The sequence below is a fragment of the Verrucosispora sp. WMMD703 genome (assembly GCF_049178935.1).
Taxonomy (GTDB): Bacteria; Actinomycetota; Actinomycetes; order Mycobacteriales; family Micromonosporaceae; genus Micromonospora; species Micromonospora sediminimaris.
Map to the genome: position 1 here is coordinate 1,837,270 of NZ_JBMHMM010000004.1, position 25,310 is coordinate 1,862,579.

Here is a 25,310-nt window from a genome sequence, read left to right on the forward strand (position 1 = left end):
GGCGGGCAGGTCCAGTGTCCGCACCGATGTCGTACGCCTGTCGTAGCCTGCCTGCGATGGCCGCACCGGAATCGCTCTCGCTCGCCCAGGCCCGCCGCGTCGCGTTGGCCGCGCAGGGCTTCGCCGATCCGGCGCCCTCCGGGGCGCCCACCCGCCGTCACCTGCGTCGGGTGCTCGACCGGGTCGGGTTGATCCAGATGGATTCGGTGAACGTGCTGCAACGGGCGCACTACCTGCCGCTCTACAGCCGGCTCGGGCCCTACCCCACCACGCTGCTCGACTCCGCCGCCTACCGCCGTCCCCGGGAGCTGTTCGAGTACTGGGGCCACGAGGCGTCGCTGGTGCCGGTCGCCCTGCATCCGGCGCTGCGCTGGCGGATGGCCCGGGCGCACTCCGACGCCTGGGGCGGGATGCGCCGCATCGCCGCCGAGCAGCCCGCCCTGGTCGCCTGGGTACGCGACGAGGTGGCCGCCCGGGGCCCGCTGACCGTCGCCGAGATCGAGCACGACGTACCCCGACAGACCGGGAACTGGGGGTGGAACTGGTCGGCGGTGAAACAGGCCCTGGAGTATCTCTTCTGGGCCGGCGAGGTGTGCGCGGCACAGCGCACCGGCTCCTTCGCCCGCCGCTACGACCTGCCGGAGCGGGTGCTACCGGCGGAGGTCCTGGCCGCGCCGACGCCTACCGACGCGCAGGCTCACCGCACGCTGGTGGGCATCGCCGCCCGGTCGCTCGGGGTGGCCTCGGAGCCGGAGCTGCGCGACTATTTCCGGCTGCCGGTGGCCGGTGCGCGGCAGGCCATCGCCGAGCTGGTCGAGGCGGGGGAGTTGCGACCGGTCACGGTCCAGGGGTGGCGGCAGCCCGCCTGGTTGCACGCCGAGGCCCGGCTACCCCGCTGGGTACGCGGCAACGGCCTGGTGAGCCCCTTCGACCCGCTGGTCTGGGAACGCGCCCGCACCGAGCGGCTGTTCGACTTCACCTACCGCATCGAGATCTACGTGCCCGCGCCGCAACGGGTGTACGGCTACTACGTGCTGCCGTTCCGCCAGGGCGAGCGCTTCACCGCCCGGGTCGACCTGAAGGCGGACCGCAAGTCCGGGGTGCTGCTGGTGCCGGCCGCCTGGGTGGAGCCGGGCGTCGACCCGGGGGAGACGGCGATCGCGCTGGCCGCCGAGCTGTACCGGCTGGCCGGCTGGCTCGGCCTCGACGCGGTGGCGCCACCGGCCGCCGGTGACCTCGCGGCACCACTGGCCGCCGCGCTGGTGGGCGTGGCCGGTGTACGGTGATGCTCGTGACGAGCGTTGACCGACCGGACGCCCAGCCGCAGACCGACCTGCACGGCGAGCACCCACATGGTCGCCTGGACGCCGGTCACCCGTCCGGTGGGCCGGCGGGCGCAGCGCAGCAGGGCGACTGGTCAGCGGGATATCCAGCCGGCTATCCGGTGGTCGAGTCCGACCGGCTCACCCGGTTCGTGACCCGGATGCACGCTCGCACGCCGCGCTGGGTGGTGCCGTTGGCCGCGGTCGGCTGTGTCGCCGCCGGCATCGGGTACACGCTGCTCAGCGATCCCACCCGCTCCGCGCCCGATGCCCTGCCGACCTGCCTGCTCAAGCTGACCACCGGGCTGGACTGCCCGGGGTGTGGCGGCACCCGTGCCCTCTGGTACGTGCTGCACGCCGATCTGCCGGCCGCCGCCCGTCACCACTTCCTCTTCGTCTTCGCGCTGCCCTTCCTGGCGTACCTCTTCGTCGCCTGGGCCGGTCGGCAGGCGTTCGGTTGGCGGCTTCCCGAGCTACGCATCGGTCCGAAGCTGGTCGGCGGGTTCCTCGCCGCCTGGCTCGCCTTCTCGGTGGTCCGTAACCTGCCCTGGGCCCCGTTCACCGCCCTCTACGTGTAGCGCCCGGACCGGCGTTTTCCGGTCGTCAGTGGGTCTCGACTACAGTCCCAGGAATGCCGGAGATGGTGCAGCCCCAGGTCAGGTTGATCGCGTGGACCCAGTTCGACCCGCCGGAGGACGTGCCGTGGTCGACCGATGCCGACGGGGGGCAGGCGCTCGCGGAGTTCGCCGGGCGGGCCTGCTACCAGAGTTGGAAGAAGCCGAACCCGGCGACGGCCACCAACGCCGGCTACCTGGCGCACATTCTGGAGGTCGGGCACCTTTCGGTGCTGGAGCACGGCTCAGTGAGCTTCTACTTCACCGGTGTGTCCCGCTCGTTCACCCATGAGCTGATCCGGCACCGGCACTTCTCGTACTCGCAGCTGTCGCAGCGGTACGTGCCGGAGCGGGACGCCGCGATGGTGGAGCCGACGGTCATCGCCGAGGACCCGGAACTGCACAAGCGGTTCGTCGAGGCTGCCGAGGCCAGCGTACGGGCCTACAACGACCTGCTGGAGGGGCTGGAGCGGCGCTTCGCCGACGTGGCGAACCCGACCCTGCGGCGCAAGCAGGCCCGCCAGGCGGCCCGGGCGGTGCTGCCGAACGCCACCGAGACCCGCATCGTGGTGACCGGCAACTACCGGGCCTGGCGGCACTTCGTCGGCATGCGCGCCACCGAGCACGCCGACGTGGAGATCCGTGAGCTGGCGGTGGAGTGCCTCCGACAGTTGCAGCGGGTCGCGCCGAACGTCTTCGCCGACTTCAGCATCTCGACGCTGCCCGACGGCACGGAGGTGGCGCAGAGCCCGTACGCCCAGGTGTCCTGACGGGCGTCGGACCGCCCGCCCGGGGCTGGTGAGCCCTTCCCCGGTGGCCGGCCGTCGGCCGTCCGATAGGTTGTCACCATGACGCACGACCACCTCGACGCTCCGGTGCGAACGGCCTCCCGTCCGTTCGGCCGGGTGCTCACGGCCATGGTGACCCCGTTCACCGCCGACGGGGCGCTCGACCTCGACGGCGCGGCGCGGCTGGCGGATCATCTGGTCGCGGAGCAGGGCAACGACGCGTTGGTGGTCAACGGCACCACCGGCGAGTCACCGACCACCACCGACGCCGAGAAGGAACGCCTGATCCGGGTCGTGGTGGAGGCCGTCGGCGACCGGGCCCGGGTGGTGGCGGGGGTCGGCACCAACGACACCCGACACACCATCGAGCTGGCGACCTCCGCGGAGAAGGCCGGTGCGCACGGGCTGCTGGTGGTCACGCCGTACTACAACAAGCCGCCGCAGGCCGGTCTGCTACGCCACTTCACCGAGGTGGCCGATGCCACCGGGCTGCCGGTGATGCTCTACGACATCCCGCACCGCTCCGGCGTGGCGATCGAAACCGAGACCCTGGTCCAGCTCGCCGAACACGGCCGCATCGTCGCGGTCAAGGACGCCAAGGGCGACCTGACGGCGACGAGTTGGGTGACCAGCCGGGCCGAGCTGGCGTACTACAGCGGCGAGGACGCGCTCACCCTGCCCGCTTTGGCCGTCGGCTGCGTCGGCGTGGTGGGCACCTCCACGCACTTCACCGGTGCCGAGACCAAGCAGATGATCGAGGCGTACGACACGGGCGACACGGCGACCGCGTTGACGCTGCACCGCCGCCTGCTACCGCTGTACACGGGGATCTTCCGTACCCAGGGTGTGATCCTGGTCAAGGCTGGCCTGGCGGCGCAGGGCCTGCCGGGCGGGCCGGTCCGTCCACCGCTGGTGGACGCCACCGATGGCGAGATCGCCCAGCTGCGCGCCGACTGCGCGGCGGCGGGCCTACCGCTCCCTGAATGATCAAACGACACGACGGACGCCGGGTGACGGCGTCGCAGAATGAGGTGAACGCGTGACCGAGGCGCACAACGAGGAGGCCCAACTTCCACCGCCGCTGCCGGAGGGCGGACTGCGGATCATACCGCTCGGCGGGCTCGGCGCCATCGGCCGGAACATGACCGTCTTCGAGTACGACGGCAAGCTGCTGGTCGTCGACTGCGGCGTGCTCTTCCCGGACGTGGAGCAGCCCGGTGTCGACCTGATCCTGCCGGACTTCGGCCCGATCCTCGACCGGCTCGACGACATCCAGGCGATCGTCCTGACGCACGGCCACGAGGACCACATCGGTGCGGTGCCCTACCTGCTCGCGCACAAGCCCGACATCCCGCTGGTCGGCTCGCAGTTCACCCTCGCGCTGGTGGAGGCGAAGCTGGCCGAGCGGCGCATCCAGCCGTACACGCTGACCGTGCGGGAGGGCGGCCGGGAGCGGCTCGGCCCGTTCGAGTGCGAGTTCTTCGCCGTGAACCACTCGATTCCCGACGCGCTCGCGGTGGCCATCCGGACCCCGGCCGGGCTGGTGCTGCACACCGGCGACTTCAAGATGGACCAGTTGCCGCTGGACGGCCGGATCACCGACCTGGCCGGCTTCGCCCGGCTCGGTGCCGAGGGCGTGGACCTGCTGCTGTCGGATTCCACGAACGCGGAGATCCCGGGCTTCGTCACGCCCGAGCGGGAGATCGGTCCGGTCCTCGACGCGATCTTCGCCAAGGCCCGGGGTCGGATCATCGTGGCCTCGTTCGCCTCTCACGTGCACCGGGTGCAGCAGGTCTTCGACTCGGCCGCCGAGCACGGTCGCAAGGTCGCCCTGATCGGCCGGTCGATGGTCCGCAACATGGGCATCGCGCGGGATCTGGGTCTGTTGAACATCCCGCCCGGCCTGGTCGTCGGCCTCGACGAGGCGACCTCGATGCCGCCCGAGCAGATCGTGCTGATGTCCACCGGTTCGCAGGGCGAGCCGATGAGTGCCCTGGGCCGGATGGCCAGCGGTGATCACCGGCACATCACCATCGCACCCGGTGACACGGTGGTGCTCGCCTCGTCGCTGGTGCCGGGGAACGAGACCTCCGTCTACCGGGTGATCAACCGGCTCGCCCGGGCCGGTGCGGTGGTCGTGCACAAGGACGTGGCCAAGGTGCACGTCTCCGGACACGCCCCGGCCGGAGAACTGCTCTACCTGCTCAACGTGGTTCGGCCCAGCAATCTGATGCCGGTGCACGGCGAGTGGCGACACCTGCGCGCGCACGCCCGGCTGGGTATCGAGTCCGGCGTGGCAGCGGACCGGGTGGTGCTCTGCGAGGACGGCGACGTGGTCGACCTGGTCGAGGGGCGGGCCAGCCTGGTGGGGCACGTCAAGAGCCGCTACGTCTACGTCGACGGCCTGGCCGTCGGCGACGTCAGCGAGTCACTGCTCACCGAGCGGCGCATCCTCGGCGACGGTGGCTTCATCGCCGCGACCGTCGTGGTGGACTCGGTCACCGGCAAGGTGGTCGCCGGCCCGACCGTCTCGGCCAAGGGGTTCTCCGAGGATCCGGGAGCGTTCAACGCGGTGATCCCGCTGGTGACCGAGGCGCTCAACCGGGCCGCTGCGGACGGGATCACCGACCCGCACCAGCTCCAGCAGATCGTCCGGCGCACCGTGGGCCGCTGGGTCAACGACGCGTACCGTCGTCGCCCGATGATCGTTCCCACCGTCGTCGAGGTCTGACCACCGGGCGTACCGGACCGACTTCGATGGGCCACCACACCTGGCAGGTGGTGGCCCATCGGCGTCAGCAAATCGATTAGTCGGTGGGCGGGTTCAACCGGTCGGCCCTTTTGCCCGTACTCCGAGCCGGCAGGCGTAACCGCGCCAGCCGGGAGGAGCATGGCGGATGGACCGCAGACGATTGACAGCCATCGGTGTCGTGGTGGCGGCTCTGGGCGCGGCGACGGCGGTCACCCTGCCGTCGTTCGCCGGTGACGGTGGCGCGCCGGTCGGCGCACCGACCAGTGCGGCGGTGGAGGGTGCCGACCCCGACGTGGTCGAGGCGATGCGACGGGACCTACGGCTGGACGAGTCGCAGGTGGCCGCGCGTCTGAAGACCGAACGCTGGGCGTCCGGGGTGGTCGACCAGCTCCGGGCGGATCTCGGCGCGGCCTACGGCGGCAGCTGGCTCAGCGCCGACGGCAGCGAACTCAACGTGGCGGTCGCCGACGCGGCACAGGCGCAGCGGGTCCGGGCCGCCGGGGCGGTCCCGAAGGTGGTCGAGCGTGGGGTGCGTCAGCTCGACACCCTCAAGACGCGGATGGACCGTACCGCCGCTCGTGCCCAGCAGGTCTCCGGCTGGTACGTCGACGTCGCCGCCAACACCGTGGTGGTCCTCGCGGAGCCGGGCGCGGAAGCGGCCGGGTGGCGTTTCGTGGCCCGCGCCGGGGTGCCGCGGACCGCGGTGCGGATGGCCACCGAGGAACAGCCACGCCTCTTCGCCGACGTACGCGGCGGCGAACCGTACTTCATCGGCAGCGGCCGTTGCTCGGTCGGCTTCGCGGTGGCTGGCGGCTTTGTCACCGCGGGCCATTGCGGGCAGGTCGGTGACCGCACCACCGGTGCCGACCGGGCACCGCAGGGCGTCTTCCGGGCCTCGTCCTTCCCCGGTGACGACTGGGCCTTCGTGCAGGTCAACAACAACACCCGGGTGCTGCCGGAGGTGACCGACTTCCGGGGCGGGGTGGCCCGGGTGGCCGGTTCGCAGGAGGTGCCGGTCGGTTCGTCGATCTGCCGCTCCGGCTCCACCACCGGGGTCAGGTGCGGCACGGTGCAGGCCCGCAACGCCACCGTCCGCTACCCGGAAGGGCTGGTGGGCGGCCTGGTACGGACCAACGTCTGCGCCGAGCCCGGTGACTCCGGTGGCTCGTGGATCTCGGGCAACCAGGCGCAGGGCGTGACCTCCGGCGGATCCGGCGACTGCGTCCGCGGTGGTACCACGTTCTACCAGCCGGTGAACGAGATCCTCCAGGGCAACAACCTGACCCTGCTCACCACGCAGAATTTCCGCGCCCTGAGCAGCCGGCGCTGATCCGCCCCATCCCGGCCGGGTGCTTCTTCCGCGCCCGGCCGGGTCGGGTCAGGGCAGGGCGGCGACCGCCGCCGCGTACGCGACACCGGTGCGGACGGCGGCGTCGACCAGCACCGCGACCTGATCCGGGGCGACGCCGTACGCCAGGTCGGTGGTCACCTCGCCGGCCAGCACCAGCTCACCGTCGCCCGGCTCGTGCACGTACGCCTTGGGGAGCAGCCGGTCCCGGTTCCAGGCGTTGCAGAAGGCGTACGCCTCCGTGCGCCGGGTCGCCGCCAGCCGACGCCCGGCCACCACCCGGGCGTGCAGGATGTCGTGGCGTTCTCCGGCCCGCCGGAACTGGATCACCGCATCGCCCCAGCGTCCCAGCACCGTGCCGGCGGCATCGACGGTGTACCCGTCACCCCGCCGATCCAGCGCATCGGTAATCATGGTCACCGTCAGCGCGCCGATCTCGTCCGCGGCCAGCTCGGTGGTGTCACCGTCCGACCCGAACTCGTCGGCCGACTCGAACTCCTCTTCGGCCGGCAGCGGCACCGGCGGGACGAGCGGACGCTCGGCCAGCCAGGCGGCAATCCGGCCGGACTGGTGCCCGGTGCCGTTGCGGGCGTCGAAGCTACCGGCCAGCGTGGTCGCGACGGCGAGCAGTTCAGCGCCGAGCTGACCCACCGTGACCTCGGCGGCCGGCCGTCCACCGTATGCCGGTCGGTGGATCGTCCGACCGGTGGCCGTCTCGCCCGCCAGCGCGCAGACCAGCGCCGCCGCCGCGGCGAACTCCATGACGGACAGATCCTCGTGCGGTCGGTCCAGGCGGGGCAACTGCTCGACGACGATCTCCACACCGCGGTCGAGATGCCCACCCAGTGCACAGAAACGCAGGTGGGTGGCGAGCTGGCCGAACCCGTCGGGTTCGGTCCGGTGTCGCCGGTACGCCCGTACGTGCGCGTGACCCGCCCGCCGCGCGTGGCCTGCCCGCAGCCAGGGCAGCAGCGCCGCGGTCAGGGCCGCCTCCGGCTGGGCGGTGCAGCCGGCCGGGGCGTCGAGCAACGGATCGAGCACGTCGAGCGCCGCAGCCCAGTCGCCCCAGCCGGCCAGCAGCTCCGCCTGCCGTACCGGCAGGCAGTCGGGGCATCCGGCGGCCGGATCGGGTGCCCCGACCCGCCACCGTGCCAGCCACCGGCGGGCGGCGGGCTCGTCGCCCACGTGATCGGCGATCCGGCACCGCAGCTGCGCCACCAGCGCCGCGTTCGCCTCGCCGCCTTCCTCGGTGAGCCCGTTCAGGACGCCGCGAGCCTGGTCCAGGCTGATGCGGGGGGTGCCGAGCAGTGCCTCGACGGCGTACCGCCGATAGCGGCGCAGCGTGTCGTCGTCCGGCTCCGCTGCCCGCAGGCAACGCCGGACCGGCTCGAACAGCCGCCACCGTTCGCCGCCGCGCAGGTGCGTCTCGACCAGCTCGGCCCAGGCGTCCAGCGCGGTACGCCGATCGTCGTCCGCCTCGGCGAGAGCGGCGACCCGTTCCAACTCGCTGACGCGCACCTCGCCGTCGGGCATGTCCCTCGCCTCGGCGAGGGCGGTGGCGATCCGCTGGTCGGCGCGTACGCCGTCGGCCGGCCGGGCGGTGCCTCGCGCCCGGCCGCGGCTCCGGCGAGCGCCGGGGACCGGCCCGGTCACGGGCGCGCCGTCCCCGCGAACCGGCCCACCTCGTCGGCGAGTCGGCAGCCGGCCGAGATCCCCCGGTCGAGCAGCCGATCCAGTTGGTGCGGGGTGACGCCCCGTTCCAGGTCGGTGATGACCTCGCCGCAGACCCGGGCCTGATTGGTGTCGTCGATGTGCACGAACGCCTTCGGCCAGAACCGGTCCCGGTTCCAGGTGTTGCAGAAGTCGTGCAGCCACGGCACGTCCTGGACCGCGAAGGCGGGCGCAGCGACGGTACGTACCTGGAGCAACTCCCCGGCGTCTCCGGCGCGGAGGAACCAGATGTGCCCCTGCGCCCACCTGCCCACCAGCGCGCCGTCGGCGTCGCCGGCCACGGTGTGACCGCGACGGCTCAGCACGGCGGCGACGAGTTCCCGGGTCAGCGGTCGCAGCGTCGACGGATGACCCGCCAACGGGTCGCCGGCGTGGTCCTCGAATTCCGGCGACCCCATCGGACACTCCCTCGCGAGGCGAATATCACGGCAGGCGGCAGGGACCGCGTTGCGACACGCGGAGCGACCAGGATGACCGGCCAATCACCCGGCCCGCCGTTACGGTGATGCTATGGCGGGCCGTACCCCTCAGGCGAGTCGGCGGCGCGGCGCGTCGCCGCGTGGCAGCACGAACAGTCGTGCCCGCCAGCCGGCCAAGAAGACCCGTGCGCCGGTACGCCGCCGTACCTCGACCAGGGGGCCGGGCCCCGCCGCGTACGTCGGTCGGGCGATCCAGGCACTGTGGATGGGGCTGGCCCACGGGGTCGGCTGGGCGGTACGCGCGGCGGGTCGGCAGGCCGCCTCGGCCCGCGACCTCGACCCGGAGCATCGCCGCGACGGCGCCGGCCTGCTGCTCATCGGTCTCGCCCTGCTCGGTGCGGGCGCGATCTGGTTCTCGGCCGCCGGCCCGGTCGGTGCCCGACTGGCCGACACGGTGCGGCTCTTCCTCGGGGCGATCTCCATCGTGGTGCCGGTGCTGCTGGGCATCGGCGCCTGGCGGCTGATGCGCCAGCCCGGCGACCCCGAGCACCGGGGGCGCGGGCTGGTCGGCTGGGGGTCCATGCTGGTCTCCACCGCGGCGCTGCTGCACATCGGCCAGCAGCCGGCCGGCCCGGGCGAGCGGGATTTCGCAGGTGGCCTGATCGGCGCGGGGGTGGGCAGCGTGCTGGAGCGCGCGGTCACGGCCTGGGTGGCGGTGCCGTTACTGGTCCTGTTGCTGGTGTTCGGGCTGCTGGTGGTCACCGCGACGCCGATCAACAAGATCCCCGAGCGGCTCGGCCTGCTGGCCGGCGGGGTGGTCGGGCAGGACGAGGCGGAGACGGCGGAGGCGCCTGCGACGCCGACTCGCCGCCGTCCCGCCAAACGTGCGGCACCGCCGGTCGACCCGGACGATTTCGACGACCTGGACGGCGCGGACCTGCAGGAGACCATGGTCCTGCCGCGCAAGGCACCGTCCCGGGTACCGGCCAGCCGCAAGCCCGCCGAGCCGCCGGAGCACTCGCCCGCGCCGACCCGGGCCGAGCAGTTGGCGCTGACCGGCCTGGCTGGTGACTACACGCTGCCGCCGTCGAACATGCTCGGCAGCGGGGCCGCCCCGAAGACCCGCAGCAAGGCCAACGACGAGGTGATCGCCGCGCTCACCGGTGTCTTCGACCAGTTCGACGTCGACGCGGCGGTGACTGGCTTCACCCGGGGCCCAACGGTGACCCGCTACGAGGTCGAGCTGGGCCACGGCGTCAAGGTCGAGCGGATCACCCAGCTCTCCCGCAACATCGCGTACGCGGTGAAGTCACCGGACGTCCGCATCCTGAGCCCGATCCCGGGCAAGAGCGCGGTGGGTGTGGAGATCCCGAACACCGACCCGGAGAACGTCGCCCTCGGTGACGTGCTGCGCTCGCGCGCCGCCACCAGCGACCACCATCCGATGGTGGTCGCTCTCGGCAAGGACATCGAGGGTGGCTACGTGGTGGCCAACTTGGCCAAGATGCCGCACATCCTGATCGCGGGGGCCACCGGGGCCGGCAAGTCGAGCTGCCTGAACAGCCTGCTCATGTCCATCCTGACCCGGGCCACGCCGGACGAGGTGCGGCTGCTGCTGATCGACCCGAAGCGGGTCGAGATGACCGGCTACGAGGGCATCCCGCACCTGGTCACCCCGATCGTGACCAACGCCAAGAAGGCGGCCGACTCACTGGAGTGGGTCGTCCGTGAGATGGACATGCGCTACGACGACCTCGCCGCCAACGGGGTCCGGCACATCGACGACTTCAACCGCAAGGTGCGCAACGGCGAGATCAAGGCGCCGCCGGGCAGCGAGCGCGAGATGCGTCCTTACCCGTACCTGCTGGTGATCGTGGACGAGTTGGCCGACCTGATGATGGTCGCCCCGCGCGACGTCGAGGACTCGATCGTACGGATCACCCAGCTCGCCCGGGCCGCCGGCATTCACCTGGTACTCGCCACCCAACGGCCCTCGGTCGACGTGGTGACCGGCCTGATCAAGGCCAATGTGCCGTCCCGGCTGGCGTTCGCGACCTCGTCGCTGGCCGACTCCCGGGTCATCCTCGACCAGCCGGGCGCGGAGAAGCTGCTCGGCCGGGGCGACGGGCTGTTCCTGCCGATGGGCGCCTCGAAGCCGGTGCGGATCCAGGGCGCCTGGGTCACCGAGCGCGAGATCAACGACGTGGTGAAGTTCTGCAAGGACCAGCGTGAGCCGGAGTTCCGCCCGGACGTGCTGACCCCCGCGCAGGACAGCAAGAAGAAGATCGACGAGGACATCGGCGACGACCTGGACCTGCTGACGCAGGCGGTCGAGCTGGTGGTCACCTCGCAGTTCGGCTCGACCTCCATGCTGCAACGCAAGTTGCGGGTCGGCTTCGCCAAGGCGGGCCGGCTGATGGACCTGATGGAGACCCGGGGCGTGGTCGGCCCGTCGGAAGGATCCAAGGCACGTGACGTGCTGGTCAAGCCGGACGAACTGGAAGAGGTCCTGGAGGGTCTGCGGGGCGGCGATGGCTGAGCCGACGCCCCTTGCCGGCTGGCCGAGGCGGGCGTCGAGGTGCTCGCCGAGCCGCAGCCGTTGGGCGAGCTGACCAACCTTCGTTACTCAAGGTGAATTCCTGCCCGAGAACTCACCTACCCCTCTGCCCCCTTTGCTCTGCTTCAATATACGCAACGGTCACCGAAGGTAACGGTCGATCGTCCGCTGGCGGCGGATGCGTTTTCATCGCCCCAGCTCAGAAGCGGTTGCGTGGGTTGAAGCAGAGCAAAGCGGCGGAAGGGGTGAGGGGCGGCTGCCCGCTGGCGCTACGGTTCGTGTTCGGCCCGCGATGTTGCTGTCCGTAGCGGTGCTCGGCCGGGCTTCTTGGTGCGGAACAGCCATGCGGGACGAGGGCGGGACGTCGACGCAGGGGTGGATGAGGTCATGGAGATGGCCCGCCGCGGAATGCGGCGGGCCATCGAAGTAGCCGGGGATCAGAGGGCGCTGAGGATCAGCATGCTCAGCAGCATGGCGACCACGTTGGCCGCGGCGGCGTACCAGCCGAGCGGCTTGTCACCGAGCACCGCGCCGACGACGCCGAGGACCAGACCGATGACTCCGAAGAGGATCGGGTTGAGTAGCAGCGCGAGTACCGCGCACACGAAACCCACGATGGTGCAGATGCGGGCGGCGCTGGTCGAGCGGACGGTGCTGGTGGCCATGTCTTCCTCCAGGGGACGAGTCTCAGGTCTGCTGTCCGGATCTCTACCCACTACGGACGTTCGTCACGCCCGCCCGCCCGCGAGTCAGTGGAACAGCTTGAGGCCGATCACGCCGGCCACCACCAGCAGCAGGCTGAGCAGGCGGGGCAGGTTGGCCGGTTCGCCGAGCGCCACCATGCCGACGAGAGCGGTGCCGACCGCGCCGATGCCGACCCACACCGCGTAGCCGGTGCCGACCGGGATCTCCCGCAGCGCGTACGCCAGGCCGGCCATGCTCAGCACCAGCGTGATCGCGAAGACCACCGAGGCGACGGGTCGGGTGAATCCTGCGGAGCGGTCCAGGGCGATCGCCCAGGCCGTTTCGAGTAGTCCGGAGAGCACCAGCACGATCCAGGCCATCGGGTCACCTCTTCGGAATTGGCCCGGCCGCCGTGGGCCGCCGAAATCGACCGTAGCACCGGGCAGCGGGCCGTCCGGGTGAGACGGATCACCCGGGATGGACCTCAAGCCTGCTTCAAGCTGCACCATGGACCCGTGACCGTGCTCATCTCCGATCCGGAGGTCGCCGCCGCGCTGGACGCAGCGACCTCGGTCGACGCGATGCGTCAGGCCCTGCTCGCCGCGTACCACGGGCGGCTCGTCGCCCCGCCGCGGGCCGCTGCGTCGCTCGGCGCCGGCCGGATGGTGCTCACCGCCGGGCACCTGGTCGGGCAGTGGTACGGATACCGGGCGTACGACACGTTCGGGCACCCGGAAACCGAGCAGGTGGTGGTGCTGCACGACGGGCGGACCGGAGCGGTACGGGCCGTGGCCGTGGGGGAGGAACTGGGCTCCCGGCGTACCGGCGCGCTGGGCGGGGTGGCGGTGGATGCGCTGGCCCGCGCGGACGCGGCCACCGTCGGGGTGATCGGCTCCGGCGGTCAGGCGTGGACCCAGGTATGGGCCGCCGCCGCCGTGCGACCCTTGCGGGAGGTGACCGTGCACAGCCGCTCGGCGGCGCGTCGGGAGGCGTTCGCCGCCCGGGTGCGGGCCGAACTCGGCATCTCGGCCCGCGCGGTGGACACCGCCCGCGAGGCGGTACGCGACCGGGACGTGGTGGTGTTGGCCACCACCAGCCCGACACCGGTGCTGAGCGCCGCCGACCTGAGCGCCGGGACCCACGTCAACGTGGTCGGCTTCAAGCAGGTGGACCGCGCGGAGTTCGGCACCGACCTGCTCGACGCCGCCACCGTGCTGGCCACTGACTCGGTGGCACAGGCACGGTCGTACGCCCCGTCGATGCTCGCCGCGCTGCCGCCGTACGCCTCCCGGTTGCGCGACCTGGGTGCGGTGCTGGCCGGCACGGCGCCCGGCCGCACCGACGCGGACCAGATCTCGGTCTTCTGCTCGGTCGGTCTGGCCGGCACCGAGGTCTTCCTGCTCGACCGCGTGGTCCGGATCCTCGCCACCGCGGCCTGACCCGACCCGGTGCGGACCGCCGTCGCCGGTACGGGCATCGCCGCCCGGTACCCTCGGATGGTGTCTGCCACCTCCTCACCTTCCCCCGATGGTCGCCGGGTCGCACTGCTGACCCTGGGCTGTGCCCGTAACGAGGTCGACTCGGAGGAACTGGCCGCCCGCCTGCACGCCGACGGCTGGCAGGTGACCACCGACGGTGAGGGCGCCGACGTGGTGGTCGTCAACACCTGCGGCTTCGTGGAGAAGGCCAAGCAGGATTCCATCCAGACGCTGCTGGCCGCCGCCGACACCGGGGCGAAGGTGGTGGCGGCCGGCTGCATGGCAGAGCGGTACGGGCGGGAACTGGCCGACAGCCTCCCCGAGGCGCAGGCGGTGCTCAGCTTCGACGACTACCCGGACATCGCCGCTCGGCTGGACGCCGTGGTCGCCGGCCGGGAGGTCGCCGCACACACTCCCCGCGACCGGCGTGAACTGCTGCCGCTGACCCCGGTCGCCCGTCGCGACAGCGCGGTCTCCCTGCCCGGGCACGGCCGCGGCACCGACGTCGACGAGCACACCCCGGCCCACCTGCGTACGGTGCTGCGTCGCCGGTTGGACAGCGGCCCGGTGGCCTCGCTCAAGCTGGCCAGCGGCTGCGATCGACGCTGCGCGTTCTGCGCCATCCCCGCCTTCCGGGGCGCCTTCGTCTCGCGTACTCCGGACGAGTTGCTCGCCGAGGCCGAGTGGCTGGCCAAGAGCGGCGTCCGGGAACTCGTGCTGGTCAGCGAGAACTCGACCTCGTACGGCAAGGACCTGGGCGACCCGCGCGCGCTGGAGAAGCTGCTGCCCCAGCTCGCCGCCGTCGAGGGCATCGTGCGGGTACGGGCCAGCTACCTTCAGCCGGCCGAGACCAGGCCCGGGCTGATCGAGGCGATCGCCAGCACGCCCGGGGTGGCGCCCTACTTCGACCTGTCGTTCCAGCACTCCAGCGAGCCGGTGCTGCGCCGGATGCGTCGTTTCGGCTCCACCGACCGTTTCCTGGAACTGCTCGCCGCCGCCCGGCAACTGGCACCAGAGGCCGGGGCGCGCAGCAACTTCATCGTCGGGTTCCCCGGCGAGACCCGGGGCGACGTCGACGAGCTGGTGCGGTTCCTCACCGAGGCCCGGCTCGACGCGATCGGCGTCTTCGACTACAGCGACGAGGACGGCACGGAAGCCGCCGGGCTGTCGGGCAAGGTTTCCGCCGCCACCATCAAACGCCGGTACGACAGGCTCAGCGCGCTCGCCGACGAGCTGTGTTCGCAGCGGGCCGAGGACCGCCTCGGCTCGACGGTGGAGGTGCTCGTCGACTCGGTCGACGATGGGGTCGTCGAGGGGAGGGCCGCACACCAGGCGCCGGAGGTGGACGGGTCGACCACCCTGGTCGCCCCCGACGGCGGCGGCGTCGACCTGGCCGCGCTGCGCCCCGGAGACCTGGTCCGCGCCACGGTGACCGGTACCGAGGGCGTCGACCTGCTCGCCGTGCCGGATGAGATGATCTCCGCCGCGCCCGGCGCGGCGCGGTGACGGTGGGCTGGGACGAGGCGGAGGAGGCACGAGGTGCGGTGCCGGGTGCGCCAGCCGAGCGGGGCGATTCGATGACCGGGGCGACGGAGTCGCCTCCGGTGCCGGTGGTGGCCCGGGTACCCGTGGTCAACGCCGCCAACGCCCTGACCGCGCTACGGCTGGCGCTCGTACCGGTCTTCGCCGCCTCGGTGGTCATGTCGGGGATGACGCACGCCGGATGGCAGGTCATCGCCTGCGTGATCTTCGCCGTGGCCTCGGTGACGGATCTGGTCGACGGGTGGATCGCCCGGAGGTTCGCGTTGGTCACCGCCGTGGGAAAGGTGGCCGACCCGATCGCCGACAAGGCACTCACCGGCGCCGCCCTGCTGCTGTTGTCCTGGTACGACCGGTTGCCCTGGTGGGTGACGGTGGTCATCCTGGCGCGGGAGCTGGGGATCACCGCCATGAGGTTCTGGGTGATCCGGCGTGGCGTGATCGCCGCGAGCCGGGGCGGAAAGATCAAGACCGCGCTCCAGGTGCTGGCCATCACCTGGTACCTGTGGCCGATGCCGGCCGCTCTGACCCCGATCGGGCCGTGGATCATGGGTGCGGCGGTCGCGGTCACCCTGGTCACCGGGCTGGACTACATCGCCCAGGCCACCCGGCTGCGACGCTCCCAGGGGTGAGGGCGGGTCAACGGCGTTGCGACGCGTAGACCGCCTCGCGGCCGGGCAGGATGCAGATCATGGGTGTACGCGAGGGCGAGGGGTCGATGGGCGCAGCGGCGGCGGGCGTGGTGCACCGCCTCGCCGATCGGCGGGAGACGTTCGCCACCGTCGAGTCGCTGACCGGGGGTCTGTTGGCCGCCACGGTCGTGGAGATCGCCGGGGCGAGTGCCGTCTACCGGGGTGGACTGGTGGTATACGCCACCGAGCTGAAGGAGCGGCTGGCTGACGTGCCGGCACAACTGCTGGCGGAGCGTGGCCCGGTCGATGCCGACGTGGCGAAGGCGCTCGCCGAGGGTGGGCGGCGACGCTGTGGTGCTGACTGGGGTCTGGCCACCACCGGCGTGGCCGGACCGGAACCGCAGGACGGCAAACCGGTCGGCCTCGTCTTCGTCGCGGTTGCCGGGCCGGACGGCACCGAGGTGCGGCAGCTGAACCTCGACGGTGGTCGCGACCAGGTGCGGGGTACGGCCGTGACCGAGGCGCTGCGCCTGCTGGCCGACCACATCCAGGCTCCGACCTGACCCGCTGCCGCCGCTTTCGATGGTGCGGCTCTTCGATATTGCTGATCTTCGGCGGCGCGGATCGATGGCACTCCAGGTGCCGTCGTCCCTGCGTGTCGGACAGCCGCGCCGCCGCCGATTGACCGAGCGGTCGGCGGCGACCGTGGGACGACCGGGCGGGGCGGGATGTCGCGGCGGCGCACAGCGGGTACGGTTGCGGGAAAGCTCCGACAGCCGGTGCTCCCGTAAGACCGGTTGGCCGGGCGAACTGTGTCCCTCAGGGGAGGTGCGATGGTCCTGCTACGCCGGGTGATCGGTGACGCACTACGGGCGCGCCGGCAGGGGCAGCACCGCACGCTGCGCGAGGTCTCGTCCGCAGCCAACGTCAGCCTGGGCTATCTGTCGGAGATCGAACGCGGCCAGAAGGAGCCCTCCAGCGAGTTGCTCGCGGCGATCTGCGACGCGCTGGGCGCCCGCCTTTCCGAGCTGCTGCGCGAGGTCAGCGACACGGTCGCGCTCGCCGAGCAGATGCCGGGCGTGCTGGTGCCGGTGCAGGACGAGCCAGCCGAGTCGACATCGGTCGCCGCCGCGTCGGCGCACAAGGCGACCGGTCGGGGCGTACGCCAGGTCACCTCGGACGGCAACGTCGCCGTCTCGGTGCGGCAGGACTCCCCGCTCAAGGCCACGCTGCGCAGCGCCCGGGTCCGGCCCGCCGACCGCAGCGACCGGGACGTGGTCTGCGCCGCCTGAGCCTCGCGGCCGATGGTCGCGGTAGCTCCCGCCGCGTAGGGTTGATCGCGGACGTCCCCTCTCGTCGGTACGGATCCCGGGTTGGCGCCCGGCTGGGACGATGGAGCCACCATCGCTGGTAGCCGAGCCGGTTCCCCGGCGGTGGGGCAGGCACAGCGACGTGATTGAGGGGATACCGCGGAGATGGCGAACCCGTTCGTCAAGGGGTGGAAGTACCTTATGGCGCTCTTCGGCGCCCGCATCGACGAGCACGCCGACCCGAAGGTGCAGCTCCAGCAGGCGATCGACGAGGCGCACCGGCAGCACCAGGCGCTCGTCCAGCAGGCCGCCGCCGTGATCGGCAACCAGCGGCAGTTGGAGATGAAGCTGTCCCGGCAGATGTCCGACGTCGAGCGGTTGCAGGCCAATGCCCGCCAGGCGCTGGTCCTGGCCGACCAGGCCCGGGCCAAGGGTGACGAGGTCGAGGCCGGGCGGTACGAGCAGTCCGCGCAGACCCTGGCCACCCAGTTGGTCAACGCCGAACAGTCCGCGGAGGACCTGAAGACCCTGCACGACCAGGCGCTGGCCGCAGCCGGGCAGGCCCGCCGGGCGGTGGAGAACAATTCCATGATCCTCCAGCAGAAGCTCGCCGAGCGCGCCAAGCTGCTCAGCCAGCTGGAGCAGGCCAAGATGCAGGAGAGCGTCGCCGCCTCGCTGGAGTCCATGTCGGCGCTCACCGCTCCGGGCAGCACCCCCACCCTCGACGAGGTACGCGAGCGCATCGAACGCCGTTACGCCAACGCCATGGGCCGCGCCGAACTGGCCGGCAACTCGACCGAGGGCCGGATGCTGGAGATCCAGAAGGCGACGCTTGACACGGCCGGTTCCGCCCGGCTGGACCAGATCCGCGCCAGCATGGCCGGCGACCAGCTCGGGGCGGGCGCGGACCGGGATGCCGTCGCCGACCAGCCGGCCACGGCCGACCCCGGGGTGGCCCGGCTCGACGAGATCCGCGCCAGCATGAGCCGTGAACGCGGCACCGGCGACACCACGGCCGCCGGCTGAGTGGAAATCGCCGGCTGACGGAGACTGAGGAGGCGACGGTGGCAGCGGACGAGCGCACCCGGTATTTCCGCCGGCTGAGCAGACTGCGTGGCTCCGCCCGCCGGTGGAGCGTCCTGGCCGGCGGGCTCGGCGGCGCGACAGCGGTGCTGACCCCGTACGCCGGGATCGGTCTCGCCGACGCGGCCTGGGCCGCCGCCGCGGGCGCGGCCACCGCCCTGGCCGCGTGGCGCTGGGTGGACCTGCGCGCCCTCGCCGCCCAACCCGCCCCGCCACCGTTGGATCCGGCCCAGGTGGCCGCCCGCAACCGGGCCCGCCTGGTCGCCGCCGTGGAACGACTCCCCGCCGGTGCCGGTGTGCTGGCCGAGGTGCGTCGGGTCCGCTCCCGCACCGCGCTTCGCGGCACCGCCGCCGCCCAGCCGTGGGAGCGCCTGGACCGGGCCGCCGCGACCATGTCCTCCATGGCGGGCCGGCTGACCGGCCTCGCCGAACCGGCCGTCGCCGAAGCCTCCGCCGCCGAGCAGTCGCTACGCGAGCTGGCCAACCGGGTCGCCAGCGTGGAACGCGCGGTCCGCCTCGCCCCCGCCGACGCCAAGCCGCCGCTGGCCGAGGCGCATCAGGCGCTCACCGGGCAGTTGGAGACGGGCGTGGCGGCGTACGAGCGCCTGGTGGTCGCCGCCGCCGGCTACCTGGCCGAGGAGTACCGCCCCGAGACCGAACACCCCGCCGCCGCCCGCCTCACCGAAGCCACGGACCTCCTCCACGGCTTCGCCTCGGCCCTGTCTGAGCTACGCACGGTCTCCCGCCCCGCCCCATTGGGTTGATCAAGAGGTTTTCGTCAGGATCCGGCCACGTCTACGACCCGAACCTCTTGGTCAACAACCGACTGGTCTGGCGAGGCCGCCCGGTCACGGTGGGGTGGTGATCGGGATGGGGCCGGTGTACGGGGAGGTGCCGACGACGTTGAACGAGCGCACCCGGTAGTGGTAGGTGACGCCGCGGGCCAGGCCGGTGTTGGTGAAGCCGCGACCGGTGACGGTGAAGGTGGCCAGTTCCCGGGTGAACGCCGGATCCAGGGCCCGTTCGACGGTGAAACCGGCGCCCTGGCCGGCGGGCGTGCTGGCGGACCAGCCCAGGATCACGGTGGCGGTGTCCGGGCCGGGGGCGGTGGTGGCCGCGCTGACCGAGGTGGGTGTGCCGGGTGCGGGTGGGGTGGTCACCGTCGCCACGGTGGACCAGGGTGAGGCGGCGCCCAGGTAGGTGGTGCGTACCCGGTAGTAGTAGGTCGTGTCGGGCGCGACCGCCGGGTCCAGGTGGTTGTCGCCGACGCTTATCGCGGTGGTGCCCGGTCCGCTGGTGAAGGTCGGGTTGGTGGCGCGTTGCACGTCGATGCCGGTGGCGAAGGAGTGGTTGGCCCAGCGCAGCGCGACCCGCAGCGGTGCGGCGGGTGGAATGGTCGCGGTCAGCTTGGCCGGCGCGGTGAGCTGCACCGATGCGGGAACGCTGTTCGACCAGGTGGAGCAGCTCGCCGCGTTCTCGGCGCGGATGCGGTAGTGGTAGGTGACGCCGGGGGTGACGGTGGCGTCGGTGTAGCGGGTCGCCGTCGCCGCGACGGTGATGGTGGTCAACCCGTTCGTGAAGGTCGCGTCGGTGGCCCGTTGCAGCAGGTGGCTGGTGGCCGGTGGCCGACTGCCGTTGCCGGTCCAGGCGAGGGTGATCGCCGGCAGCGCGGTCGCCGAGCCGGGGGCGGGTGCCGCGGTGAGCCCGGTCGGTGCCCGGGGCGAGACCCGGACCACCAGTGGCCGGCTCATGCCCTGGTCCCGGTGACCGCCCGCCGCGCTGCCCCAGCGGTATTCCCAGCCCAGGTTGACGAGCTGGTTGACGACCGCGGCGGGTTGCCCGTCGACGGGGCTGATCGGAGTGGAGTCGAGCCGGGTACCGGCCGGCCGGGTCGGGTCGAGCAGCCGTACGCTGTCGCCGATCTTGAATGGTAGGGCCGGTGCTTCGGGGCGGAGCGCGAGCAGCACGTCCTCGCCGGGATCGACGCGTACCACCTGCTTCCAGCCGAGTTCGCCGGGGTGCGGCGGCCGGATTGCGCCGTCCCGGCCGACCCGACCGACCACCTGAACGTCCAGGCCGTCGAACCGCACCGGGTGGCTCTGCCGCCCGGAGCCGCGTACCCGCCACAGTTGGCTGCCGTCGCCCGGTGTGCCGACCGACAGGGCCGGGTCGCTGGCGTGCACCACCTCGGTCGCCGGTTCGGTGGGACCGAGCGGCAGGGTGGCCTCGCCGCGCGGTCCGCCGTGTGGGTGTGCCACCCCGAGCCGGCCGGTGAGCCGCCCGTACCCGGGCTCGAAGACCTGTCGGACGGACTTGAGGTTCAGCGGCAGGCTGACCGGTGCGCCGCCGGGCGGGGTGAACTCGACGGTGGTGGCGTGCACCGGGATCCGGGTCGGGGCGCTGCTGGTGCCGAAGCAGGGATCGTAGGCCGGTTGCGGCACGACCGGAGGACGCTGGCTGGCCGCGTACGCGGCGGACAGGCGGTCCCGCAGCCGGTCGAGGTCGTACGGCGATGCCGGGATGCCGGTCACCCGTAGCTGCATCAGGGTGCGGGTGTTCGGCCCGTACCCGGGTACGGTCGGCGGCGCGCCGCCCTCGGCGGTGCGGTCGGGGCCACCGGTGTGGTGGTCGTAGCGGGGGTCGAAGCAGGGCAGCGGGGCGGGGCAGTCGTTGTAGAGGATCAGGGTGGTGCCGGGGTCGACGGTGGCGAGATCCACCAGCACATCGGCCCGCTCGCCGGGGGCGAGCAGCAACGCGTGGCCGTCGACGTTGAGCACGGTCGGGTCGCGTCGGTCGTAGCGGAAGCCGATCGGGCGGTTCGGCACCACCACGGGTGCTGGCAGCAGGCCGCAATCGTTGCCGATCCGGATCATCTGCGGGCCGGCCGCTGTCGGGTCCGGCACGCCGCCGGGCCGCCCGTCGGTGGGCCAGTCCGTCGGCCGGCCGGGGGCCCGTACCGCGTCGACCATCGGCACCTCACCGGCATCGGGGTCGGCCAAGGTGCCCTCCGGCGTCCACATCGGCACGTCCGAGGCGGCGCGGTACAGCTGAAGGTTGAGCCAGCGGTCGGTGCAGGCGTTGAGGATGCGCCACCGCTGGACCTTCGGCTGCACCTCCAGATAGGGGTACGCGGCACCGTTGACCAGGACCGTGTCGCCGTACGCGGCGGGCACGGCGCTGGGGTGCGGCACAGCGGGCGCTTCCGGCGGCTCGTCCGGCTCGGTCACCGGGTCGTGGTGCGGGTTGGGCACAGCGGTGGCGGAGGCGTCGGGATCCGCGGCGGCGGTACGCGACCAGGGCCCGTAATCCCACCGGCCGGTCGGGTTGATGCCGTCGCGACGGTACGGGTTCTGGCGGGACTGGTAGACGTGCGGGTGCCAGAGGGAGCCCCGGGCGCCCCAGCGGTCCCGGTCCCAGGTCGGGTCCTGCGCGGCGAGCTGGGCGTCGTCCGGCACGAACGTCTTGTCCTCGAAGACCAGCGGCAACTGCTCGGCGGGCAGCGTCCCGTCGTCGATCAACCGCTCCTGCGCGTCGTCGGTGAGCAGGTAGAGCGCCAACTGCCCGGAGTAGACGGTCAGCCGGGACAGCCCGACGGTGTTGTCGTGGAACCAGAGCAGCCGTCCGCTCTGGTCGTTCGGGTAGTAGAGGGTGGTGGCACCCTGCCCGGGGTGGGTCATGTCCGGCACGTGGGCCAGACCGGCACCTGTGGGGTAGGGGGTGATCTCGCCCGCCGGGGTGATCCACTGCCACGGGCTGCCGGCGCTGATCCAGCCGGTGAGCGCCCCGCAGAGATGCAGCACCGCCCGGTTCTGCGGGTAGGGTGCCGGCCCGTCGAGGGGCCCCGGGCCGGCACCGGGCACCGTCGGGTCGACCGGCAGGAAGAGGTCGCCGGTCGGCAGCTGGTTGATGAACTTGACGCGTACCGGCCGGCCGCGTCGGGCGAGCACGACCGGACCGAGATGCCAGGGTCGTCGGGGCGGGGTGACCGTGTTGTGCCCGTCCGGGTTGGTGCCCAGGTTGAGCTGGCGGTAGCCGCGCAGCCGGGTCGCCGGCAGGTCCCGGTGCAGCCGCTGGGTGTACTCCTGCAACCCGATCTCGTAGTAGTCGCAACCGGGATAGGTGATCGTGTCGGGCACGGCGACCGGCAGGTGAGCGCCGAGCGGAGTACGCCCCAGCTCGCCCAGGCCGGGCAGCGGGTCGATGAACTTACGCAACCCGGTGCCGGCCACCACCTGCCCGTCCTCGTCGTGGACGGGCAGCGGACTGTAGGCGTGGTTGGGCACCGGACCGAAGCAGCGGGGCACCGCCGCCGGATCCAGACTCGCTGGCCCCGGGCGTGGCGGCCTGGACGGCGCCGGTTCCGGATGGGTCCGCTCGGGCGTCGCCGGTGCCCGCGTCGGTGCGCCCGGGGAGGGGCCGCCGGAACCGGTTTTGTCGGTGTCAGGGCGGGTGTGTGTGCCGTTCTCCGTGTCCGGGGCGGTTCGGGTGCTGGGGACGGTGCCCGGTTCGCCCGGCTGGTCGCTGCGGGCGGCGCGGTCCAGCCAGGTCGACCGGAGTCTGCGGAACACGGCCATGGCTCTCCCGGTGATCCTGGGCGCGGCGGCCACCACCCCGACGTGGCGGCGCGGACACGCGTGCTGACATTCCGTGAGCCCTCAACCGCAGCATGCGACGTGCGATGGTCGGTTAGGAAGTCCCCTTTCGTGCCAATCTGCCGAGCTGCCGGCGTGTCGCCGCCGCCACTCCGCGCCTGTCGCGTGGCCGGCCATCCACCGGCTCCGACCTGCCCAGACCGTCGCGTGGAAGATGCACGGCGGCGCCCTGTCCGCCGGGTGGAAGATGCGGGCTCAGGCCGGGTCGCCGGGCTGGCAGGTGGGGCACCAGTAGGTGACCCGGTCGCCCAGTTCCTCCTTGCGAATGGCGGTGCCGCAGCGCCGGCACGGCTGCGCCCGTCGCCCGTACACGTAGCTGGTCCGGCCACGCCCCAGCGCACCGGTGGTGCTCTGCGTCCAGCGGCCCCGGTTCGCGGCCAGCAACTTCTGCGCCAGCGTCACCAGGCCGGTGAGGTCGGGCACCTCCCGCACGGGGGTGCGGGGGTGCACGCCGCGGAGGAACAGCACCTCGCACTTGTAGAGGTTGCCGACGCCGGCCAGGATGCGCTGGTCGAGCAGGGCCACGCCGACCGGGGTGTTCGGGTGGGCGGCGAGCCGACGGGCGGCCTCGGCCGGATCCCAGTCGCCGCCGAGCAGGTCGGGGCCCAGGTGACCGACGAGGCGCTCCTCGTCGGCGGTGGGCACCAGCGCCACCTCGTGCAGGTGGTAACCGACGGCGGTCGCGACCGGGGTGCGTAGCACCACCCGGATCAGGTGCGCCGGTCGGGCGGTCCACCGCTCCCCGGGGGCGTACGCCCGCCAGGTGCCGTCCATCCGCAGGTGCGAGTGCAGCGTCCAGCGCGACTCACCGGCGTCGGCGGGGGCGTCCAGCCGGAGCAGCAGGTGTTTGCCCCGGCTCGCGCTGTCGCGTACCGACCAGCCGGTGAGGTCGGTGGTGGCGAGCGAGGGCACCCGGAAATCGCTGCCGGTCAGCCGGGCACCGACAAGCGCGCGTTCCAGGACGCGGGCGGTGTTCCAGACGGTGTCACCTTCGGGCACGGCACCATTCTCCCTCACCCGAACGCAATTCACATGTATCGCTATTTGTATGGCGCTTCTGTTCGATCTACGGATATAGGCACTATCGGGGAGTTCTGAGGAGAATGCCGATGAATCGTCCCCGCAGTTCCGTCCTGGCCGTCGTCCTGGCCACCGTCCTCGCCGTCACCCTCCATCCCCACTCCGCCTCCTCGGCCGGTCGCGCCGACCGGTGGGCCGCCGACCTGTCGGTCGTCGATGCCGACGACGTCAACGTGCGACACACCCGTGCTGGCCTGCGACTGGCCGACGCCCGGCCACCCGGGGTGCCGGCCCGGCGCAGCGCGGTAGCCGAGGGCATGCTGGTGGCCGCACCGCGTACCCTCAATCGCCCGGCCACCCGGATCCGCGCCCAGGTCACCGCCGCCAGCCGGCCCGGTGCCACCGCGATCGTCCAGGTCCGCGGTTGGCGGACGGCCGGCTGGACCGAGTGGCGCGACGCCGCGCCGGCTGCGGTCTTCGACCGGCCGGTCCGTCGGGTGCAGGCCCGGGTGGTGCTCACCGGCAGCCCCTCCGGTGCCAGCGCCGAGGTCCGCGGCGTCCGGCTGACCGCCGACACCGTCGCCGCGGTCACCGCCGCCACCCCCGGCCTGACCTACCGGGTGTACGCGACCCGAATCGGACTGGTCGGCGAATTGACCGCCAACGGGCACACGGTTCGCGCCCGGGACCACTTCGTCGCGTTGCCCTCCCGCCGGGGGTTGTCTCCGCGCAACACCGGCGACTACACCGTGCGGGTCTGCACCATCACCGGCAGTCGCTGCGAGTACGCCCCGGTCTGGGACGTCGGGCCGTGGAACACCCGCGACGACTACTGGAACCTCAGTGCCGTGCGGGAGAACTGGAAGGCGCTGCCGCAGGGTAGACCGCAGGCGCAGGCCGCCTACCAGAACGGCTACAACGGCGGGCGGGACCAGTTCGGTCGGGTGGTGCTCAACCCGGCCGGGATCGACCTCGCCGACGGGACGTTCTGGGACGGGTTGCAGCTGTCCACCAACGCCTGGGTCGACGTGGCGTACCTGTGGACCGGCACCGGTCCCCGAGGGGTGGTCGGCGACGGGCCACTGACCGTGCGGTCCGGCCCCAGCACCAGCTACCAGTCCCGGGGCCTGGCCGCCCAGTACGCCAACGTACCGATCCAGTGCTACGTCATCGGGCAGACGATCGCCGGTCCGTACCGGACGACAAACCGGTGGAACCGCCTGGCCAGCGGTCAGTTCGTCAGCCACGCGTACATCTCGACGGTCTGGGGTGGGTCGGTGCCGCTCTGCTGAGGCCGGCACCCAGAGCCGGGTCGGCGTCCTCCCAGGCCGGCCCGGCTCGCCGCGTCAGCGGGTGCGCTGGGCTGCCCGTGCCGGCTGGC

At 72.4% G+C, this 25,310-nt stretch carries 21 protein-coding genes; 15 read left to right on the forward strand and 6 right to left on the reverse strand.

Going from position 1 to position 25,310, the window contains the following annotated elements:
- Positions 1 to 56 precede the first annotated feature (56 nt).
- The 6 genes from ACN26Z_RS09070 to ACN26Z_RS09095 all read left to right on the forward strand — a co-directional run bounded on the left by ACN26Z_RS09070 (position 57) and on the right by ACN26Z_RS09095 (position 6,806).
- Complete coding sequence (locus ACN26Z_RS09070) at positions 57 to 1,286, forward strand: winged helix-turn-helix domain-containing protein (protein ID WP_421460658.1); 1,230 nt, start codon at positions 57 to 59, stop codon at positions 1,284 to 1,286.
- Positions 1,283 to 1,900: a DUF2752 domain-containing protein gene (locus ACN26Z_RS09075; RefSeq protein WP_421460660.1), complete on the forward strand. Its 618-nt coding sequence runs from the start codon at positions 1,283 to 1,285 to the stop codon at positions 1,898 to 1,900. Before ACN26Z_RS09070 ends, ACN26Z_RS09075 begins: the two co-directional genes overlap by 4 nt.
- Positions 1,901 to 1,962: 62 nt before the next feature.
- On the forward strand, positions 1,963 to 2,706 hold the full coding sequence (gene thyX / locus ACN26Z_RS09080) for an FAD-dependent thymidylate synthase (protein WP_421464587.1): 744 nt from the start codon (positions 1,963 to 1,965) through the stop codon (positions 2,704 to 2,706).
- A gap of 78 nt (positions 2,707 to 2,784) precedes the next feature.
- Positions 2,785 to 3,711, forward strand: coding sequence for a 4-hydroxy-tetrahydrodipicolinate synthase (gene dapA, locus ACN26Z_RS09085; protein ID WP_093410140.1), 927 nt, complete (start codon positions 2,785 to 2,787; stop codon positions 3,709 to 3,711).
- A 52-nt stretch (positions 3,712 to 3,763) separates the two neighbouring features.
- Entirely contained in the window at positions 3,764 to 5,455 is a 1,692-nt protein-coding gene (locus ACN26Z_RS09090) for a ribonuclease J (protein ID WP_093410143.1), read from the forward strand.
- 166 nt (positions 5,456 to 5,621) lie between these two features.
- Entirely contained in the window at positions 5,622 to 6,806 is a 1,185-nt protein-coding gene (locus tag ACN26Z_RS09095) for a S1 family peptidase (protein WP_421460662.1), read from the forward strand.
- Positions 6,807 to 6,854: 48 nt separating this feature from the next.
- On the opposite strand, the gene ACN26Z_RS09100 is transcribed toward ACN26Z_RS09095, so the two are convergent.
- Entirely contained in the window at positions 6,855 to 8,357 is a 1,503-nt protein-coding gene (locus ACN26Z_RS09100) for a YbjN domain-containing protein (protein ID WP_421464589.1), read from the reverse strand.
- A gap of 116 nt (positions 8,358 to 8,473) precedes the next feature.
- Entirely contained in the window at positions 8,474 to 8,953 is a 480-nt protein-coding gene (locus ACN26Z_RS09105) for a YbjN domain-containing protein (protein WP_421460664.1), read from the reverse strand.
- A 112-nt stretch (positions 8,954 to 9,065) separates the two neighbouring features.
- Here ACN26Z_RS09105 and ACN26Z_RS09110 point away from each other — a divergent pair, with 112 nt between their 5' ends.
- A complete protein-coding gene (locus ACN26Z_RS09110) occupies positions 9,066 to 11,513 on the forward strand; it encodes an FtsK/SpoIIIE family DNA translocase (protein ID WP_282239633.1) in 2,448 nt (815 codons plus the stop codon).
- Positions 11,514 to 11,968: 455 nt separating this feature from the next.
- Here the strand turns inward: ACN26Z_RS09110 and ACN26Z_RS09115 are convergent, their stop codons facing one another.
- Together ACN26Z_RS09115 and ACN26Z_RS09120 are read right to left on the reverse strand one after the other, a co-directional pair.
- A complete protein-coding gene (locus ACN26Z_RS09115) occupies positions 11,969 to 12,196 on the reverse strand; it encodes a hypothetical protein (RefSeq protein ID WP_093410153.1) in 228 nt (75 codons plus the stop codon).
- An 84-nt stretch (positions 12,197 to 12,280) separates the two neighbouring features.
- A complete protein-coding gene (locus ACN26Z_RS09120) occupies positions 12,281 to 12,595 on the reverse strand; it encodes a DMT family transporter (RefSeq protein ID WP_093410155.1) in 315 nt (104 codons plus the stop codon).
- 135 nt (positions 12,596 to 12,730) lie between these two features.
- Here ACN26Z_RS09120 and ACN26Z_RS09125 point away from each other — a divergent pair, with 135 nt between their 5' ends.
- From ACN26Z_RS09125 to pspM, 7 genes are all read left to right on the forward strand, one after another.
- Positions 12,731 to 13,654 carry an ornithine cyclodeaminase family protein gene (locus ACN26Z_RS09125; protein WP_421460667.1) on the forward strand — a complete coding sequence of 308 codons (924 nt, stop codon included), beginning with the start codon at positions 12,731 to 12,733 and terminating at the stop codon, positions 13,652 to 13,654.
- Positions 13,655 to 13,711: 57 nt separating this feature from the next.
- The gene (gene rimO, locus ACN26Z_RS09130) at positions 13,712 to 15,199 is read left to right on the forward strand and encodes a 30S ribosomal protein S12 methylthiotransferase RimO (protein WP_282239632.1); all 1,488 of its coding nucleotides are present in this window, start codon (positions 13,712 to 13,714) and stop codon (positions 15,197 to 15,199) included.
- Positions 15,200 to 15,270: 71 nt separating this feature from the next.
- Complete coding sequence (gene pgsA / locus ACN26Z_RS09135) at positions 15,271 to 15,864, forward strand: CDP-diacylglycerol--glycerol-3-phosphate 3-phosphatidyltransferase (protein ID WP_093410413.1); 594 nt, start codon at positions 15,271 to 15,273, stop codon at positions 15,862 to 15,864.
- A gap of 59 nt (positions 15,865 to 15,923) precedes the next feature.
- Positions 15,924 to 16,427: a CinA family protein gene (locus ACN26Z_RS09140; protein ID WP_093410415.1), complete on the forward strand. Its 504-nt coding sequence runs from the start codon at positions 15,924 to 15,926 to the stop codon at positions 16,425 to 16,427.
- A 270-nt stretch (positions 16,428 to 16,697) separates the two neighbouring features.
- Positions 16,698 to 17,156: a helix-turn-helix domain-containing protein gene (locus ACN26Z_RS09145; protein WP_093410158.1), complete on the forward strand. Its 459-nt coding sequence runs from the start codon at positions 16,698 to 16,700 to the stop codon at positions 17,154 to 17,156.
- 183 nt (positions 17,157 to 17,339) lie between these two features.
- Positions 17,340 to 18,200, forward strand: coding sequence for a PspA/IM30 family protein (locus tag ACN26Z_RS09150; protein WP_093410160.1), 861 nt, complete (start codon positions 17,340 to 17,342; stop codon positions 18,198 to 18,200).
- Positions 18,201 to 18,238: 38 nt separating this feature from the next.
- A complete protein-coding gene (gene pspM / locus ACN26Z_RS09155; RefSeq protein WP_093410163.1) occupies positions 18,239 to 19,021 on the forward strand; it encodes a phage shock envelope stress response protein PspM in 783 nt (260 codons plus the stop codon).
- A gap of 84 nt (positions 19,022 to 19,105) precedes the next feature.
- On the opposite strand, the gene ACN26Z_RS09160 is transcribed toward pspM, so the two are convergent.
- Entirely contained in the window at positions 19,106 to 22,831 is a 3,726-nt protein-coding gene (locus ACN26Z_RS09160; RefSeq protein ID WP_421460671.1) for a hypothetical protein, read from the reverse strand.
- 273 nt (positions 22,832 to 23,104) lie between these two features.
- Entirely contained in the window at positions 23,105 to 23,908 is an 804-nt protein-coding gene (locus tag ACN26Z_RS09165) for a DNA-formamidopyrimidine glycosylase family protein (RefSeq protein WP_093410168.1), read from the reverse strand.
- A gap of 110 nt (positions 23,909 to 24,018) precedes the next feature.
- Between ACN26Z_RS09165 and ACN26Z_RS09170 the strand changes: the two genes are divergently transcribed.
- Positions 24,019 to 25,221 (forward strand): hypothetical protein, encoded by a 1,203-nt coding sequence (locus tag ACN26Z_RS09170; RefSeq protein WP_396886981.1) that lies wholly within the window; start codon positions 24,019 to 24,021, stop codon positions 25,219 to 25,221.
- The last annotated feature ends 89 nt before the right edge of the window (positions 25,222 to 25,310 follow it).

Excerpts from the sequence above, each read along its gene's own strand:
- ACN26Z_RS09070 (WP_421460658.1), top strand. The coding sequence starts at position 57 with ATGGCCGCACCGGAATCGCTCTCGCTCGCCCAGGCCCGCCGCGTCGCG.
- thyX (WP_421464587.1), top strand. The coding sequence starts at position 1,963 with ATGGTGCAGCCCCAGGTCAGGTTGATCGCGTGGACCCAGTTCGACCCG.
- dapA (WP_093410140.1), top strand. The coding sequence starts at position 2,785 with ATGACGCACGACCACCTCGACGCTCCGGTGCGAACGGCCTCCCGTCCG.
- ACN26Z_RS09095 (WP_421460662.1), top strand. The coding sequence starts at position 5,622 with ATGGACCGCAGACGATTGACAGCCATCGGTGTCGTGGTGGCGGCTCTG.
- ACN26Z_RS09100 (WP_421464589.1), bottom strand. The coding sequence starts at position 8,357 with ATGCCCGACGGCGAGGTGCGCGTCAGCGAGTTGGAACGGGTCGCCGCT.
- ACN26Z_RS09105 (WP_421460664.1), bottom strand. The coding sequence starts at position 8,953 with ATGGGGTCGCCGGAATTCGAGGACCACGCCGGCGACCCGTTGGCGGGT.
- ACN26Z_RS09110 (WP_282239633.1), top strand. The coding sequence starts at position 9,066 with ATGGCGGGCCGTACCCCTCAGGCGAGTCGGCGGCGCGGCGCGTCGCCG.
- ACN26Z_RS09115 (WP_093410153.1), bottom strand. The coding sequence starts at position 12,196 with ATGGCCACCAGCACCGTCCGCTCGACCAGCGCCGCCCGCATCTGCACC.
- ACN26Z_RS09120 (WP_093410155.1), bottom strand. The coding sequence starts at position 12,595 with ATGGCCTGGATCGTGCTGGTGCTCTCCGGACTACTCGAAACGGCCTGG.
- rimO (WP_282239632.1), top strand. The coding sequence starts at position 13,712 with ATGGTGTCTGCCACCTCCTCACCTTCCCCCGATGGTCGCCGGGTCGCA.
- pgsA (WP_093410413.1), top strand. The coding sequence starts at position 15,271 with ATGACCGGGGCGACGGAGTCGCCTCCGGTGCCGGTGGTGGCCCGGGTA.
- ACN26Z_RS09140 (WP_093410415.1), top strand. The coding sequence starts at position 15,924 with ATGGGTGTACGCGAGGGCGAGGGGTCGATGGGCGCAGCGGCGGCGGGC.
- ACN26Z_RS09145 (WP_093410158.1), top strand. The coding sequence starts at position 16,698 with ATGGTCCTGCTACGCCGGGTGATCGGTGACGCACTACGGGCGCGCCGG.
- ACN26Z_RS09150 (WP_093410160.1), top strand. The coding sequence starts at position 17,340 with ATGGCGAACCCGTTCGTCAAGGGGTGGAAGTACCTTATGGCGCTCTTC.
- ACN26Z_RS09160 (WP_421460671.1), bottom strand. The coding sequence starts at position 22,831 with ATGGCCGTGTTCCGCAGACTCCGGTCGACCTGGCTGGACCGCGCCGCC.
- ACN26Z_RS09170 (WP_396886981.1), top strand. The coding sequence starts at position 24,019 with ATGAATCGTCCCCGCAGTTCCGTCCTGGCCGTCGTCCTGGCCACCGTC.